This is a genomic window from Pseudomonas sp. F3-2 (genome assembly GCF_038804275.1).
In the GTDB taxonomy this organism is placed as follows: Bacteria; Pseudomonadota; Gammaproteobacteria; order Pseudomonadales; family Pseudomonadaceae; genus Aquipseudomonas.
On record NZ_CP152388.1, the window covers coordinates 3,377,628 to 3,392,411 of the forward strand.

Consider the following 14,784-nt stretch of genomic DNA (forward strand, 5'->3'; position numbering starts at 1 on the left):
GAAAACCGGCAAACACCGACCGCGCGGCAGTTTACTGGCAGTTGGACCGCCGTGCTCGGCTATCGATCCGTAACCGTTTGAGACAATTGAGCGGATGCCAGCTTACAGCGCCCACCAGGCGGGCAACAGCTGCCGGACCTTGCTTTCGGCGAAACGATCGTCGATCAGCACCACCACCCCGCTGTCCTCCTGACCGCGGATGACCCGGCCTGCGGCCTGCACCACTTTCTGCATGCCCGGGTACAGATAGGTGTAGTCGTATCCGGCGCCGAACAACAGGCTCATGCGCTGTTTCAGTTGCTCATTGACCGGGTTGATCTGCGCCAGCCCCAAGGTGGCGATGAACGCGCCGATCAACCGCGCGCCCGGCAGATCGATGCCTTCACCGAACGCTCCGCCCAGCACCGCGAAACCGATCCCCTGACTGTCCGGGGTAAAGCGCTCGAGAAAGGCGTGACGCTCGGCTTCGGCCATGCCGCGCGACTGCAGCCACACCGGCACCTGCGGATGGCTACTTTGCATCAGTTCGGCGACCTGTTGCAGGTAGTCGAAGCTGCTGAAGAACGCCAGGTAATTACCGGGCCGACGCTGAAACTGCTCGGCCATGAGCGCCACGATCGGCGCCAGCGACGCCTGCCGATGGGTGTAGCGCGTGGAGATGCGGCTGACAATCTGCACCTCCAGCTGCGCGCGCTGGAACGGCGATTCCACATCGATCCAGGCCGTGGTTTCAGGCAGTCCCAACAGATCGCGGTAAAAGTGCCGAGGGTTGAGGGTGGCGGAAAACAGCACCGTGCTGACGGCGGCGCTCAGCCGCGGGCGGACGAAACCGGCAGGCACCACGTTGCGCAGGCTCAGGCGCGACAGCGCGCGTTTGCTGCCGACGTCGCGCTTGCTGATATCAAACAGAAAATGCGCGTCGAACAGCTCGGCGATACGCCCGAACTGAATCGCGTCGAAGTAGAAACGCTGCAGCTCACCGCTGGCTGCGTGGGGATGATCGTTGAAATAGTCACCAAAGGCGGTCACGCACAGGCTCAGCGCATTGAGAAACCGGGTCGGCGCTTCGGGGTACGCCTGATACGGCGCGACCTGCTCTTTGTGCAGCGCATTCCACTCGCGATTGAGCCGTTGCAGCGCTTTTTTCAGGGGCTCCGGCGCCACCTGTCGCACTTGGTTCATGGCGTGCTGATCCAGGCTTGCGCTGTACATCTGCCGCGTGCGCTCGACCATGTTGTGCGCCTCGTCCACCAAAACCGCCACGCGCCATTGATTGAACTGACACAGCCCGAACAGTAAAGCGCTGAGGTCGAAGTAGTAGTTGTAATCGGCAATCACCACATCCGCCCAGCGTGCCAGCTCCTGACTCAAATAGTACGGGCACACCTCATGGCGCAAGGCGACCTGGCGCAGCCCTGCCTGATCCAGCCAGGGCTGAATCAGCGCATCGCTGCGCGCGGCAGGCAACCGATCGTAAAACCCCTTGGCCAGCGGGCAGGAATCACCGTTGCAGGCCTTGTCCGGGTACTCACACGCCTTGTCCCGCGCCACCAGTTCCAGCACTCGCAAGCCCAACTGCGGCGCGCTGCGTCCGATGACGTCCAGCGCATCCAGCGCCAGTTTGCGCCCCGGCGTCTTTGCCGTGAGGAAGAACACCTTGTCCAGTTTGCGTCTCGGCGCCGCCTTGAGCATCGGAAACACCGTGCCGATGGTCTTGCCGATGCCGGTCGGCGCCTGAGCCATCAGGCAACGCCCGGTACTCACGGCTTTATAGACCGACTCGGCGAGATGGCGCTGGCCATGACGGAAGCCTTGGTGGGGAAACGCCAGCGCGTTAAGCCCCTGGTCGCGTGCTTCACGGTGAGCCAGTTCCTGGCGCGCCCACGTCAGGAACAGGCTCGCCTGCTGCTCGAAAAAAGTCTGCAATTGCGGCGCGGTGAAGCGCTCGCGAATCAGGGTTTCCTGTTCGCTGATGATGTTGAAATAGACCAGCGCGACGTTGATCTCGGCCAGTTCAAGCTGCTGGCACAACAGCCACCCGTAGACTTTGGCCTGCGCCCAGTGCAATTGCCGATGGTTGGCAGGCAGGGCGTCGAGGTCGCCGCGGTAGGTCTTGATCTCTTCCAACTGGGTGAGCGTGGCGTCGTAGCCATCCGCCCTGCCCCGAACGGTCAACTCATGGAAGCAGCCGGACAACGCCACTTCGGCCTGATACGCCGGATTGCGCCGTGCCGCGACCGTACGATGCCCGGCAATGCCCTCCTGCGCCGTCGGCGAAGGGGTGAAGCGCAGGTCCAGATCGCCGGTCTTGGCGGTGAACTCGCAGAGCTCGCGCACCGCGATCCGGTAACCGGATGGCGGATCGAGGGCAACGGGCGACTGCGCGGGCGGCGCGGCATTGTCGGCGTCAGGTCGGATAGAGGTATCGGGAATCACGAAAGCGGCTGGCCGGAGCATGGCGGTACTGGACGGACGTACAGATAACAGCTGACACCGTGGCTGGCAAATGGAAATGGATCGATGGCGGCGCCAGGGTGGAAAAACACGCCGACCGCGACGCTGCCCGGATGTCGACACCACCCGACATCGCGCTAGGCCAGGCGCTCCTGAACCAGAGCGCCTTTGATCACGACCAGCATCGATTCGATGTCCTGACTCCAGTCCGCCGACCCGCTGATCCGCAGGCTCTGCTGATGCAGGCCGCGCACACTGAACAGCTCGCCCGGCGCGATGACAATACGCTGTTCGAGCAGGCGCTCGAAGACGCGACCCATGTCGACCCGGTGAAGGCTGTTCAGCCAGATCGTTGCGCCGCCTTGCGGTGCCTGAAAGCCGACGTCGTCGCCCAGGTAGTGCTCCACCATCGCCGACAACTCGCCAACGCGGGACTGCAGGCTCGAACGCAAGACCTCCAGGTGCCGATCCAGCTGACCCGTACTGTACAGTCGGGCGATCGCCTTCTGACGAATCGGCGGCAGGCGAAACGAACGCAGCAGCAATTGCTGATGCCACAGGGCTCGGGAATGTCGGCTGAGCAGGTAGCCGAACGGCGCCTCGAGGCCAATCACCTTGTCGAAGGCGCCAACGATCAGCAGGCGCTCAGGATCGATCAGGTCCCGCAGCGGCGGGTTCTGCCGGTCGAAACACAGCGCGCCGTGGGTGTCGTCCTCCAGCACCCAGACGCCATGAAGATTCAACACCTCGGCGAGCCGTGCACGCTGTTCGGCCGGCATCATGCGGCCGCGAACCGGGTCCATCTGCGAAGGCAGAATCACCATTCTGACCTGCTCGTGCTGCAACAACCCGCCGAGCTCCTCGGGATCAATGCCGCCGTGTGCGTCGCTGCAGACCTCGATCACACGGATGCCGAACGATTGCAGCGTGCGCAGGATATTCCAGCCGCACGGCGATTCGACCAGCACCGCGCTGTCCTGCAGCTGCAGCGCCTGGACGACAGTCTTGAGCACTGCGGTCTTGTCCGGCGCGACGAACACGTTATCCGGGTGCCAGCAATGCTCCGTGGAAGAGGTGTAGTGCGCGGCCAGCGCCGAGCGCAACTCGACGTCGCCGAACGGTTGAAAACGCGGGTCTGGCTGACAGGGATAGTGGCGCATCAGGTCGCGCTCCAGCCCCAGCAACGCGCCGTCCAGCGACTGCAACAGCGTCGGCTCGTCGGCGCCGAAAACAAACATGTCCGCACGCCGGGCGCTGGCGTGATAGCGCTGCAGCGCATCGTCGCCCTCGCAGGGAATGTCGTTGCACGGGTGAGGCAAGGCGAAATAACCGGACTTGGGGACCGAGCAGATACGCCCTTCTTTCTCCAGCAGCGAGTAGGCGTTCTGCACCGTCGAGATCGACACCCGCAGACGTCTGGCCAGCAGGCGCAGGGACGGCAGGCGCACCGCAGGTCCCGGCGGCGTTTCGTTGGTCAGCCTGAGCAGATAGCGGTACACCAGCTGATAGGCAAAATCGGTCTTGTTGTTATTCATCGCACACACCCCATCCTTGCGCCCGAGCGCAGGGTCATTGGAAAAATCACGGTTGCAGCACAGCGCCGAGGCAGAACCGGGACGCCGCAGGCATCAGCGGCCGGAGATCAGCTCCGAGACCGGATTGCCGGTCTGCGGGTCCACCGTCATCACGCGGTGTTTGTCAGGATCGCTGGCGCGCACCCGGGCGATGATCGAGCTGTCATCGGTGAAGTCCACGCGCCGTTTGCCGTACAGATTCTGCAGGCCCTTGAGGCTCAGTCCGCTGACCTCGACCAGCCACTGAACGACCTGATCCGGCGCCACCTGACCCGACAGCGCCTTGTGCAGTTCGCCGCGCGCCACCAGCATGCCCGGGTGACAACGGCGCAGGAATGGCTCCAACTGCGCGCCGGCATCGACGAACGGGGCGAACAGCAGGCACACCAACTGCGATTCGCTCAGGGCGAAGGCTTCCTGCGCGTACCCAGCGGCCAGTGCCCGGCGTTCTTCCAGCCTGGCCGGCGTATCGTAAGCGGCCAGGGCCTGCTCGATCAGGCGTCCGGGCATCTGCTTGCGGCGCATCATGGCGGCTGCCAGCTCCAGGTATTCGGCAATGCCTTCGCCATACTCACGGCCCTGCACGAACTCGGCCTTGAGCCCGCGCATGTGCGCCATGAGCAACGGGTTGGCACAATCGGACTCACTGAAGCTGAACGCCAGATCATCGAACCGGAAGCCCAGGAAATCCGTCAGCAGCGACCAGTGTTCGTCGACCTTGAAGCCCATCAGGTCGGCAACGGTCAGGAAGGCCGGCGTCACGGGCTTGTTCGGGTAACCCAGCGGGCGAACATAGCCACCCGAGCGGGACTGCTCGCCGTACAACTCGCGGTAGTACGCCCGCCCGACGTTGTCGATGGCGTTGAGGGCGGCACTGAAACCCAGCGTGTGCCAGTTCGCGACGGTCTGCCCGCTGCGCCTCGCCAGACGCATGATCCAGGTCGCGTATTGCTTCTGCTCTTTGAGCGAGTCACCGCTGAGCACGGCGTCCACGCCTTGACCCCAGGAGGCGGCCCGCCCCAGAAAATCGGCCATGCCCAAATAACAGCTGTTACAGAACGTGGTCCTCGCATCCCCGGCCGTCATGTGTCCGCCCAGCAGCATGTCCGAACGGTTCTGCTCGCGCCCGGCGCTGGAAAACGGCAGGTCCGGCTCGAAGGTCTGGACGTACTGTTGATCGACGACCAGCAGTTCCACCCGTGGATCATCATGAAGAAACAGCGCTGAGTAACAGCGATGAATGTTGTCCATGACCGCTGAGGTGATCCCCGCATGGCGCATGGTCGCAATGCGCAGTTTGAAGGTGGTGGGTGCCCTGCCCGCGATGCTCAGCTGCGCCGCACGCAGGAATGCAACGGTGTAGGCGCTGTCCTTGCCGCCGCTGAAGGCCACCAGCACGGTATAACTGCCGATGCGCTCCATGCCACCCGCCGCGACGATCAAACGTTGAATCAATAATTGCAGTCCGGTTCGCTCGGCCCGGTTGAAGTAATTCATCAGGCGTTGCAGAACTTGTTGATAGACATAGTTCATGGCCTGCTCATGCATGGAGCTCATAACGTCACTACCTGAATACAGCGTCAGCAAGATCATCACACTTAAGCGACCGATGGCCGCATTTAAAGGTGATCACATATCAGCGCCGGGATAACGGCGCGAAACATACCGTGTGGACATCAACAATTGATGGCGTATCGGTTCATCGAGCTGACGTCGGGCGAGACAGTGCCATGGGCCGCGCTGCACGGCCCGCGCCGGGACGTGAGCTTGCAATCGCCGACCCTGAAGGCGTTTGCACTGACGACACTTCGGCAAGCAGGCATGACCAAAAGCAATGAAGAAGCAATCATGAACTCGTTCCTTGAGCAATAATGATTGAACTATTATCGGTGTCTGAAAAACAATTACAAGGTACAGATCCGACAATGAATACCTGTCAGAAACATCACCGAACGTTTAATGATTAAACATCGCTGTTTATAATCGACAGGTCATTAACGGCCCGCACGGCACCGGCACTCGCGTTCACGTTTTAAACCTGAGTTTCGTGATCCACTGACCTTATAAACAAAAAGCCTTCCTGATTGCTCGGGAAGGCTTCGTCGAATACAGCGTGGCCCTGACAGACGGGGCGGGCACCAGACGCGGCGACCGACTCCTCAACGTCGACGCCTGGCCTGGGGCGTCGAACACTCTACACGCGCGGTGACTTGCGCTCAGGAAGGCTCTACTTCAACCACTACACGGCCACCGACCGGGCAACCATCCATCAAACGGTGTGCTTCCACCAACTGATCGAAGGGAAACACTTTGGTGATCTGCGGCACCAGTACACGGTCCGCGGTCAGCTGATTGATGTCGCGCAGCGCACGTTTGACTGCGTCCTCGTCCTGCTGAATCCCAAGCTCGGGCTTGCCGGTGAAGTTACCCACGCAATGCACGAAGAACTGAATGTTCTTCTGGAACGCCGCACACGCCGGGAATGGCGTCTGATTGCCGCCTTGCAGGCCATAGAGAATCAGGCTGCCGCGGGGCGCCAATACATCACCCAGCATCGACATCTGTGGACCGCCCAGACCATCGAGCACGATGTCGACGCCACGATTGTCGGTGTATTTGTTGATCGCCATGAGCAGGTCCTGCTCTTCGGTAACCACCACTTTGTCCGCGCCCATCTTCAACAGATATTCGCGGCACGACTCGGTCTTGGTCGCAGCAATGACCTTGATCCCGAGCGCCTTGCCCAGTTGCAGAAACGCAGGGCCGGCGCAATGGCTGGCGTCAGTGACCAGAGCAGTCTGCCCAGGCTTGGCGCGGGCCAGTTCGACGAACGCAAAGTACGCCACCAGTAACGGCGTGTAGTGAACGGCCGCTTCGTTAGGCGTCAGCACGTCCGGATAACGGGTGACGGAGGTGCGTGGCAGGACGATCAGCTCGCCATACACCGGGTGTACGTTAGGGTCGGCCGAAGGGAAGCTTGCGACCTTGTCGCCGACTTTCAGATCGGCAACACCTTCACCGACGGCAGTCACCACGCCGGCCATTTCGGCGCCCAGACCTGCAGGCAGCCGCGCTTGGGAAGAAGCCAGATTTTGTCGCCACAGCACGTCGTACCAGGTAACGCCGATCGCCTGGACGCGTACTTGCACCTCACCGGGTGCCGGCAACGCGACGGGCAGCTCTTCTACCTTGAGCACCTCGGCCGGGCCAAACTGATGAAAACGGATCGTGCGGGACATTTCGAACCTCGCCTTATGAACCTTGATGCCATGAACTCTATCCGGGCTCTGCCGGTAACACTATCAGTGGCTATTAATAGTCGACATGCCTGTCATCGATTCTGTTGCTGAAAGGCGGTCATTAGATAACCATCGAATGCTCACGTCTTCAAGGCGGACATTCTTGTTCGCTCGCCCGGACATTGCAACCCGAAGGGCCATTTCCGGATGAACGCTCATGCCTGTGGCGCGAAAAATGCCCGTGGCTACAGGCCTCTATCGCCTATCAGGCACTTATGAATTGGGCACAGGGCGTAGCGGAAGGTTTCATCGGTCATCATCGACGGGCGTGATGGCTAACACGTTTGTATGCTTGCAGATGAATTTAACGATGCGGACAATCGGTGTTTACCCTTAATATCCGAACCTGAGCCGAACACCTGGCTGGCCCCTGTTGGCCGCCCACGTATTGACCCATGTCCCCGAGACCCCCGTCATGAACCGCAACGACCTGCGTCGCGTCGACCTCAACCTGCTCATCGTGTTCGAAACCCTCATGCATGAACGCAGTGTCACGCGTGCCGCTGAGAAGCTGTTCCTCGGCCAGCCGGCCATCAGTGCTGCACTGTCTCGTCTGCGCGGACTGTTCGACGATCCTTTGTTCGTGCGCACCGGGCGCAGCATGGAGCCCACCGCGCGGGCCGTCGAAATTTTCGGCCTGCTTTCCCCCGCGCTGGATTCCATTTCCACGGCCGTGAGCCGCGCTGCTGATTTCGACCCGGCCACCAGCACCGCGGTGTTCCGTATCGGGCTGTCCGACGAGGTCGAATTCGCACTGCTGCCATCGCTCCTCAAGCGCCTGCGTTCCGAGGCGCCGGGCATCGTGCTGGTGGTGCGCCGGACCAATTACATCCTGATGCCGGCGCTGCTGTCCTCCGGCGAAATCTCCATCGGTGTCAGCTACACCGACGACCTGCCCGCCAACGCCAAGCGCAAAGTGCTGCGTCGCAGCAAACCGAAACTGCTGCGTGCCGACTCCATGCCCGGCGCCATCACGCTGGATGATTTCTGCGCGCGTCCCCACGCACTGGTGTCGTTTGCCGGTGACCTGGGCGGATTCATCGACGAGTACCTGGAGAAAATCGGCCGCAAGCGCCACGTCGTGCTTGCCGTGCCGCAATTCAACGGCCTGGCGACACTGATCGCCGGCACCGACATCGTCGCCACCGTCCCGGACTACGCCGCCGCGGTGCTCACCGCCGCAGGCGGCGTACGGGCCGAAGAACTGCCCATCGAGTCGCGCACGTTCGAGCTGCACATGGCCTGGCGCGGTTCCCAGGACAACGATCCAGGGGAACGATGGCTGCGTTCGCGAATCCAGATGTTCTTTGGTGACCCGGACAGCCTCGTCTAGAGCCTTTGCGCAGGTCAATATCATTCAGACTGATATTTACCTTCGTCGTATTCGATTCGTGCAATAAACCCCTCGAGAACAGAATCCGCCCATCTCAATAACATCGGCGGATTTTCCCATGGTTCAGTCACTTACTCCTTTGCGCTATCCCCTTGCCGCGCTGGCACTGGTGGTGATCAGTGCGTGCGGAAAAGGCCCGGAATCGGCCGCGCAGGCACCGGCTGCGGCCAAGGTCAACGTGGCCAAGGTTCTGGAGCAACCGGTCAACGAATGGGATGAGGTCACCGCGCGCCTGGAAGCGCCGGAAACCGTACAGGTGCGTCCACGTGTCTCCGGTCAGATCGATTCGGTCGCGTTCACCGACGGCGAGCTGGTGAAGAAGGGCGACCTGTTGTTCCAGATTGACCCGCGCCCGTTCGAAGCCGAAGTGCATCGCCTCGAAGCCCAACTGCAACAGGCCAAGGCAGCGTCGGTTCGCAGCAATAACGAAGCCCAGCGTGGCGAGCGCCTGCGCACCAACAACGCGATCTCCGCCGAACTCGCCGATTCGCGTACCACCACCGCGCAGGAATCCAAGGCTGCGGTCGCCGCGATCCAGGCACAACTGGATCTGGCCCGCCTGAACCTGAGCTTTACCCGCGTCGCGGCGCCGATCACCGGCCGTGTCAGCCGCGCCGAAATCACCGCCGGCAACATCGTCACCGCCGACCAGTCGATCCTCACAAGCGTGGTGTCCACCGACAAGGTCTACGCCTACTTCGACGCCGACGAGCGCGTGTTCCTCAAGTACAACCAACTGGCCCGCGACGGCAAACGCGGCGCGACCACGCCGGTGTACATGGGCCTGTCCAACGAGGCCGAGAACCCGCACCTGGGTCAGATGAACTTCGTCGACAACCAGGTCAACCCGCGCACCGGTACCATTCGTGGCCGCGCCGTATTCGACAACAGCAAGGGCGATTACACCCCGGGCCTTTATGCACGTCTGAAACTGGTCGGCAGCGGCACCTATTCCGCCACGCTGATCAAGGACGAAGCCGTCGGCACCGACCTGGGCAAGAAATTCGTGCTGGTGGTCGACAAGGACAACAAGGCGGTTTACCGCAGCGTTGACCTGGGGCCGAAGCTTGAAGGCCTGCGCATCGTGCGCAGCGGTCTGGCCAAGGACGACCGCATTGTCGTCAGCGGCCTGCAACGTGTTCGTCCGGGATCGCCGATCGACCCGCAGGACACCCCGATGGCCAGCCCTGAAACGCTCGCCGCGCTGCAACAACAACGCCAAGCACTTGAAGCCAGCAACCAACCTCAGGCCCAGAAGAAACTGGACGCCAAGGTTGCCGCTGCCGCTTCGCCACGCGGTTAAGGGACTCACTCGATGAATTTTTCCAAATTCTTTATCACGCGACCGATCTTCGCGGCAGTGCTGTCGCTGCTGATCCTGATCGCGGGCGCCATCTCGCTGTTTCAGTTACCGATCAGCGAATACCCGGAAGTCGTGCCGCCGACCGTGGTCGTGCGCGCCAACTTCCCCGGCGCCAACCCGAAAGTGATCGGCGAAACCGTGGCCGCGCCACTGGAACAGGCCATCACCGGTGTCGAGAACATGCTCTACATGTCCTCGCAAGCGACGGCTGACGGCAAGCTCACCCTGACCATCACCTTCGCGCTAGGCACCAACCTGGACACCGCGCAAGTGCAGGTGCAGAACCGCGTGACGCGGACCGAACCGAAGCTGCCGGAAGAAGTGACGCGCATCGGTATCACGGTCGACAAGGCGTCTCCGGACCTGACGATGGTGGTCCACCTGACCTCGCCGGATCAGCGATACGACATGCTCTACCTGTCCAACTACGCGGTGCTGAACATCAAGGACGAGCTGGCTCGCCTGAACGGTGTCGGCGACGTGCAGCTGTTTGGTATGGGTGACTACTCGCTGCGCGTCTGGCTGGACCCGAACAAGACCGCCTCGCGCAATATCACCGCGACCGATGTGGTCAACGCGATTCGTGAGCAGAACCGTCAGGTTGCGGCCGGACAACTGGGCGCACCGCCCTCCCCGAGCGCGACCAGCTTCCAGATGTCGATCAACACCCAGGGCCGTCTGGTTTCCGAGGAAGAGTTCGAGAACATCATCGTCCGCGCTGGCGAGAACGGCGAGATCACTCGCGTACGAGACATCGCCCGCGTCGAACTGGGTTCGAGCCAGTACGCATTGCGCTCGCTGCTCAATAATCAGCCGGCCGTCGCGATCCCGATCTTCCAGCGTCCTGGCTCCAACGCGATCGACATTTCCAACGAAGTGCGCAGCGAAATGGAGCTGCTGAAGAAAGACTTCCCGCAAGGCATGGACTACAGCATCGTCTATGACCCGACCATCTTCGTGCGCGGCTCGATCGAGGCGGTGGTTCACACCCTGTTCGAAGCGCTGATCCTGGTGGTGCTGGTGGTGATCCTGTTCCTGCAGACCTGGCGTGCGTCGATTATCCCGCTGGCCGCCGTGCCGGTGTCGCTGATCGGTACCTTCGCGGTCATGCACCTGTTCGGCTTCTCACTCAACGCGCTCTCGCTGTTCGGTCTGGTACTGGCGATCGGTATCGTCGTGGACGATGCGATCGTGGTGGTGGAGAACGTGGAGCGCAACATCGAACTGGGCCATCAGCCGATGGAAGCCACGCAGATCGCCATGCGCGAGGTGACCGGCCCGATCATCGCGACAGCGCTGGTGCTGTGTGCGGTGTTCGTGCCGGCGGCGTTCATTTCCGGCCTGACGGGGCAATTCTATAAACAGTTCGCCCTGACCATCGCGATCTCTACGGTGATCTCTGCGTTCAACTCGCTGACCCTGTCGCCTGCACTGGCAGCGGTGCTGCTGCGCGCTCACGATGCGCCGAAGGATGGCTTCTCGCGATTCCTCGACAAATTGCTCGGCGGCTGGCTGTTCCGTCCGTTCAACCGCTTCTTCGTCAAGGCCAGTAACGGCTACGTTGGCGCGGTCGGCCGGGTGATTCGTGTCAGTGGCGTCGCGCTGGTGGTCTACGCGGGCCTTATCGTCATGACCTGGCTGGGCTTCTCGACCACGCCGACCGGCTTCGTGCCGCAGCAGGACAAACAGTACCTGGTGGCCTTCGCGCAACTGCCGGATGCGGCGAGTCTTGATCGCACCGAAGACGTCATCAAGCGCATGTCCGACATCGCGCTCAAGCAACCGGGTGTCGAGAGCGCGGTGGCGTTCCCGGGCCTGTCGATCAACGGCTTCACCAACAGCCCGAACTCCGGCATCGTCTTCGTGACCCTCAAGCCGTTCGAGGACCGTAAACTGGCTAGTGAATCGGCGGGTGCCATCGCCGGTGAGCTGAACGGCAAATACGCCGGGATTCAGGAAGCCTACATGGCGATCTTCCCGCCGCCGCCGGTTCAGGGGCTGGGCACCATCGGTGGTTTCCGCCTGCAGATCGAAGACCGCGGCAACCTGGGTTATGACGAGCTGTACAAAGAAACGATGAACGTCATCGGCAAGAGCCGCAGCGTGCCGGAACTGGCTGCACTGTTCACCAGTTACACCGTGAACGTGCCGCAGGTCGATGCCGCCATCGACCGCGAGAAGGCCAAGACTCACGGCGTGGCCATCAGCGACATCTTCGACACCCTGCAGGTCTATCTGGGTTCGCTGTACGCCAACGACTTCAACCGCTTCGGCCGGACCTATCAGGTCAACGTTCAGGCTGAACAGCAGTTCCGTCAGGACGCCGAGCAGATCGGTCAGTTGAAGGTGCGCAACAATCTGGGCGAGATGATTCCGCTGGCGACGCTGCTCAAGGTCACCAACACCTCCGGCCCAGACCGCGTCATGCACTACAACGGCTTTATCACTGCCGAGATCAACGGCGCAGCAGGTCCGGGCTTCAGTTCGGGTCAGGCGCAGGCGGCGATGGAAAAACTGCTCAAGCAGGAACTGCCCAACGGCATGACCTACGAGTGGACTGACCTGACCTATCAACAGATCCTCTCGGGCAACACGGCATTGCTGGTCTTCCCGCTCTGCGTATTGCTGGCGTTCCTGGTACTGGCGGCGCTGTATGAAAGCTGGAGCCTGCCACTGGCGGTGATCCTGATCGTGCCCATGACGCTGTTGTCCGCTATCGCCGGTGTGATCATCGCGGGCAGCGACAACAACATCTTTACCCAGATCGGCCTGATCGTACTGGTGGGCCTGGCGTGCAAGAACGCGATCCTCATCGTCGAGTTCGCCAAGGATGAGCAGGAAAAAGGCAAGACCCCGCTGGAGGCTGTTCTGGAAGCCTGCCGCCTGCGTCTGCGGCCGATCCTGATGACCTCCTTCGCGTTCATCATGGGTGTGGTGCCCCTGGTGATCTCCAGCGGCGCCGGTGCCGAGATGCGTCACGCCATGGGTGTGGCGGTGTTCTCCGGGATGCTCGGCGTGACCTTCTTCGGTCTGCTGCTGACCCCCGTGTTCTATGTGCTGATTCGTAATTACGTTGGACGCAAAGAGGCGCGCAAGGCAGCCAAGGCTCAACGCGTTCAGACTATCGCTCCGGAGGCTCATTGATGAAGGCTGCAAAACTCTTCCTGCCGAGCCTGCTGGTCCTGGCGCTGGCGGCGTGCGCCGTCGGCCCTGACTACAAAAAGCCCGACACTGCGGCGGCCAACATTCAGGCCGCCACGCAGAGCACCTATGACCGCAGTCGCGTTGAAACCATCTGGTGGCAGCAGTTCGACGACCCGACGCTGAACGCGCTGGTCGCCCAGTCGCTGCAAGGCAACCGCGAATTGCGCGTGGCCTTCGCCCGCCTGAAAGCGGCCCGTGCCATCCGTGACGACATCAGCAACGACGCGATGCCGGTCGTCACCAGCCGCGCCAGCAGCGAGATCGGTCGCAGCCAGGTGCCCGGTCAGACCGAACACCGGATCAATCAGGAACGCTACGACCTGGGCCTGGACATGGCCTGGGAGATCGACCTGTTCGGCCGCATCCAGCGCGAACTGGAAGCCAGCGAAGCCGATCAGCAGGTGGCCGAGGCCAACCTCTATCAGCTGCAGGTCACGATGATCGCCGAGCTGGTGGACGCCTACGGTCAACTGCGCGGTGCGCAATTGCGCGAGCACATCGCCCGCGACAACCTGAAGAACCAGCAGGATTCGCGCAGCGTCACGGTGCAGTTGCGTGACGAAGGCGTGGGCAACGAAATCGACGTGGTGCGCGCCGACGCGCGTCTGGCGGCGGTCGAGGCCAGCATTCCACAACTGCAGGCCGAGCAGGTGCGCGAGCGCAATCGCATCGCCACGCTGCTGGGCGAGCGTGCGGACGCCATGAGCGTCAGCCTGGCTCCGGCCAAGCTGCCGGCGATCTCCAAGGCGCTGCCGATCGGCGACCCGACGAAGCTGCTGGAAAACCGTCCCGATGTGCTCAGCGCCGAACGGCAACTGGCGGCGCAGACCGCGCGGATTGGCGTGCAGACCGCTGACCTGTTCCCCCGTGTCAGCCTGAGCGGCTTCCTGGGCTTCACCGCCAGCCGGGGTTCGCAAATCGGTTCGAGCGCAGCGCAAGCCTGGGGCCTTGGCCCGAGCATCACTTGGGCGGCGTTTGACCTGGGCAGCGTGAAGGCGCGCATCCGAGGCGCCAACGCCGACGCTGAAGGCGCGCTGGCCAACTACGAACAGCAAGTGCTGCTGGCGCTGGAAGAAACCGAAAACGCGTTCAGCGACTATGACAAGCGTCAGCAGCGTCTGGTGTCGCTGGTGCGCCAAAGCGAATCGAGTCGCGCGGCGGCCAATCTGGCGAGCATCCAGTACAAGGAAGGCACGGCTGACTTCCTCGTGCTGCTGGACGCCGAGCGTGAACGGCTGGCGGCCGAGGACAGTCAGGCGCTGGCCGAGATCGATCTGTACCGTGGCATCGTTGCCATCTACAAAGCGCTCGGTGGCGGCTGGCAGCCTAACGCCTGATTCATCGACAGCACGCGGGGCGACTTACCGGTCGCCCCACAGGCCTCGGGCTCACAAGGTCCGGGGCTTTTTTTTGGTCGGCAACGGGGGCAAGGCCGGATACGGGCCCGCGTGCGAGTCAAGATTTCGCCCTGCGGCGTTTGACACTCGGCCATCACTC

At 62.1% G+C, this 14,784-nt stretch carries 9 protein-coding genes; 5 read left to right on the top strand and 4 right to left on the bottom strand.

What is annotated here, in order from left to right; genetic code table 11:
- Positions 1-102: 102 nt before the first annotated feature.
- The 3 genes from AAGQ88_RS15435 to AAGQ88_RS15445 all read right to left on the bottom strand — a co-directional run bounded on the left by AAGQ88_RS15435 (position 103) and on the right by AAGQ88_RS15445 (position 5,585).
- Positions 103-2,343, bottom strand: coding sequence for an ATP-dependent DNA helicase (locus AAGQ88_RS15435; RefSeq protein WP_342655818.1), 2,241 nt, complete (start codon positions 2,341-2,343; stop codon positions 103-105).
- 248 nt (positions 2,344-2,591) lie between these two features.
- Entirely contained in the window at positions 2,592-3,989 is a 1,398-nt protein-coding gene (locus AAGQ88_RS15440; protein WP_342652846.1) for a PLP-dependent aminotransferase family protein, read from the bottom strand.
- A gap of 93 nt (positions 3,990-4,082) precedes the next feature.
- The gene (locus AAGQ88_RS15445; protein WP_285425351.1) at positions 4,083-5,585 is read right to left on the bottom strand and encodes a hypothetical protein; all 1,503 of its coding nucleotides are present in this window, start codon (positions 5,583-5,585) and stop codon (positions 4,083-4,085) included.
- 129 nt (positions 5,586-5,714) lie between these two features.
- Between AAGQ88_RS15445 and AAGQ88_RS15450 the strand changes: the two genes are divergently transcribed.
- Positions 5,715-5,900 carry a hypothetical protein gene (locus tag AAGQ88_RS15450; protein WP_342652847.1) on the top strand — a complete coding sequence of 62 codons (186 nt, stop codon included), beginning with the start codon at positions 5,715-5,717 and terminating at the stop codon, positions 5,898-5,900.
- 344 nt (positions 5,901-6,244) lie between these two features.
- On the opposite strand, the gene AAGQ88_RS15455 is transcribed toward AAGQ88_RS15450, so the two are convergent.
- Positions 6,245-7,267 (bottom strand): zinc-dependent alcohol dehydrogenase family protein, encoded by a 1,023-nt coding sequence (locus AAGQ88_RS15455; RefSeq protein WP_285425352.1) that lies wholly within the window; start codon positions 7,265-7,267, stop codon positions 6,245-6,247.
- Positions 7,268-7,742: 475 nt separating this feature from the next.
- On the opposite strand from AAGQ88_RS15455, the gene AAGQ88_RS15460 reads away from it, so the two are divergent.
- From AAGQ88_RS15460 to AAGQ88_RS15475, 4 genes are all read left to right on the top strand, one after another.
- Complete coding sequence (locus AAGQ88_RS15460; protein WP_093458941.1) at positions 7,743-8,660, top strand: LysR family transcriptional regulator; 918 nt, start codon at positions 7,743-7,745, stop codon at positions 8,658-8,660.
- A 118-nt stretch (positions 8,661-8,778) separates the two neighbouring features.
- Positions 8,779-10,023 (top strand): multidrug efflux RND transporter periplasmic adaptor subunit MexE, encoded by a 1,245-nt coding sequence (gene mexE / locus AAGQ88_RS15465; protein WP_285425365.1) that lies wholly within the window; start codon positions 8,779-8,781, stop codon positions 10,021-10,023.
- Positions 10,024-10,035: 12 nt separating this feature from the next.
- Positions 10,036-13,227 (top strand): efflux RND transporter permease subunit, encoded by a 3,192-nt coding sequence (locus AAGQ88_RS15470; RefSeq protein WP_285425366.1) that lies wholly within the window; start codon positions 10,036-10,038, stop codon positions 13,225-13,227.
- On the top strand, positions 13,227-14,624 hold the full coding sequence (locus AAGQ88_RS15475) for a TolC family protein (RefSeq protein ID WP_285425367.1): 1,398 nt from the start codon (positions 13,227-13,229) through the stop codon (positions 14,622-14,624). The genes AAGQ88_RS15470 and AAGQ88_RS15475 overlap by 1 nt, the downstream gene beginning before the upstream one ends.
- Positions 14,625-14,784: the final 160 nt, after the last annotated feature.

Coding starts and splice junctions, on each gene's coding strand:
- AAGQ88_RS15440 (WP_342652846.1), bottom strand. CDS start 3,989: ATGAATAACAACAAGACCGATTTTGCCTATCAGCTGGTGTACCGCTAT.
- AAGQ88_RS15445 (WP_285425351.1), bottom strand. CDS start 5,585: ATGAGCTCCATGCATGAGCAGGCCATGAACTATGTCTATCAACAAGTT.
- AAGQ88_RS15450 (WP_342652847.1), top strand. CDS start 5,715: ATGGCGTATCGGTTCATCGAGCTGACGTCGGGCGAGACAGTGCCATGG.
- AAGQ88_RS15455 (WP_285425352.1), bottom strand. CDS start 7,267: ATGTCCCGCACGATCCGTTTTCATCAGTTTGGCCCGGCCGAGGTGCTC.
- AAGQ88_RS15460 (WP_093458941.1), top strand. CDS start 7,743: ATGAACCGCAACGACCTGCGTCGCGTCGACCTCAACCTGCTCATCGTG.
- mexE (WP_285425365.1), top strand. CDS start 8,779: ATGGTTCAGTCACTTACTCCTTTGCGCTATCCCCTTGCCGCGCTGGCA.
- AAGQ88_RS15470 (WP_285425366.1), top strand. CDS start 10,036: ATGAATTTTTCCAAATTCTTTATCACGCGACCGATCTTCGCGGCAGTG.
- AAGQ88_RS15475 (WP_285425367.1), top strand. CDS start 13,227: ATGAAGGCTGCAAAACTCTTCCTGCCGAGCCTGCTGGTCCTGGCGCTG.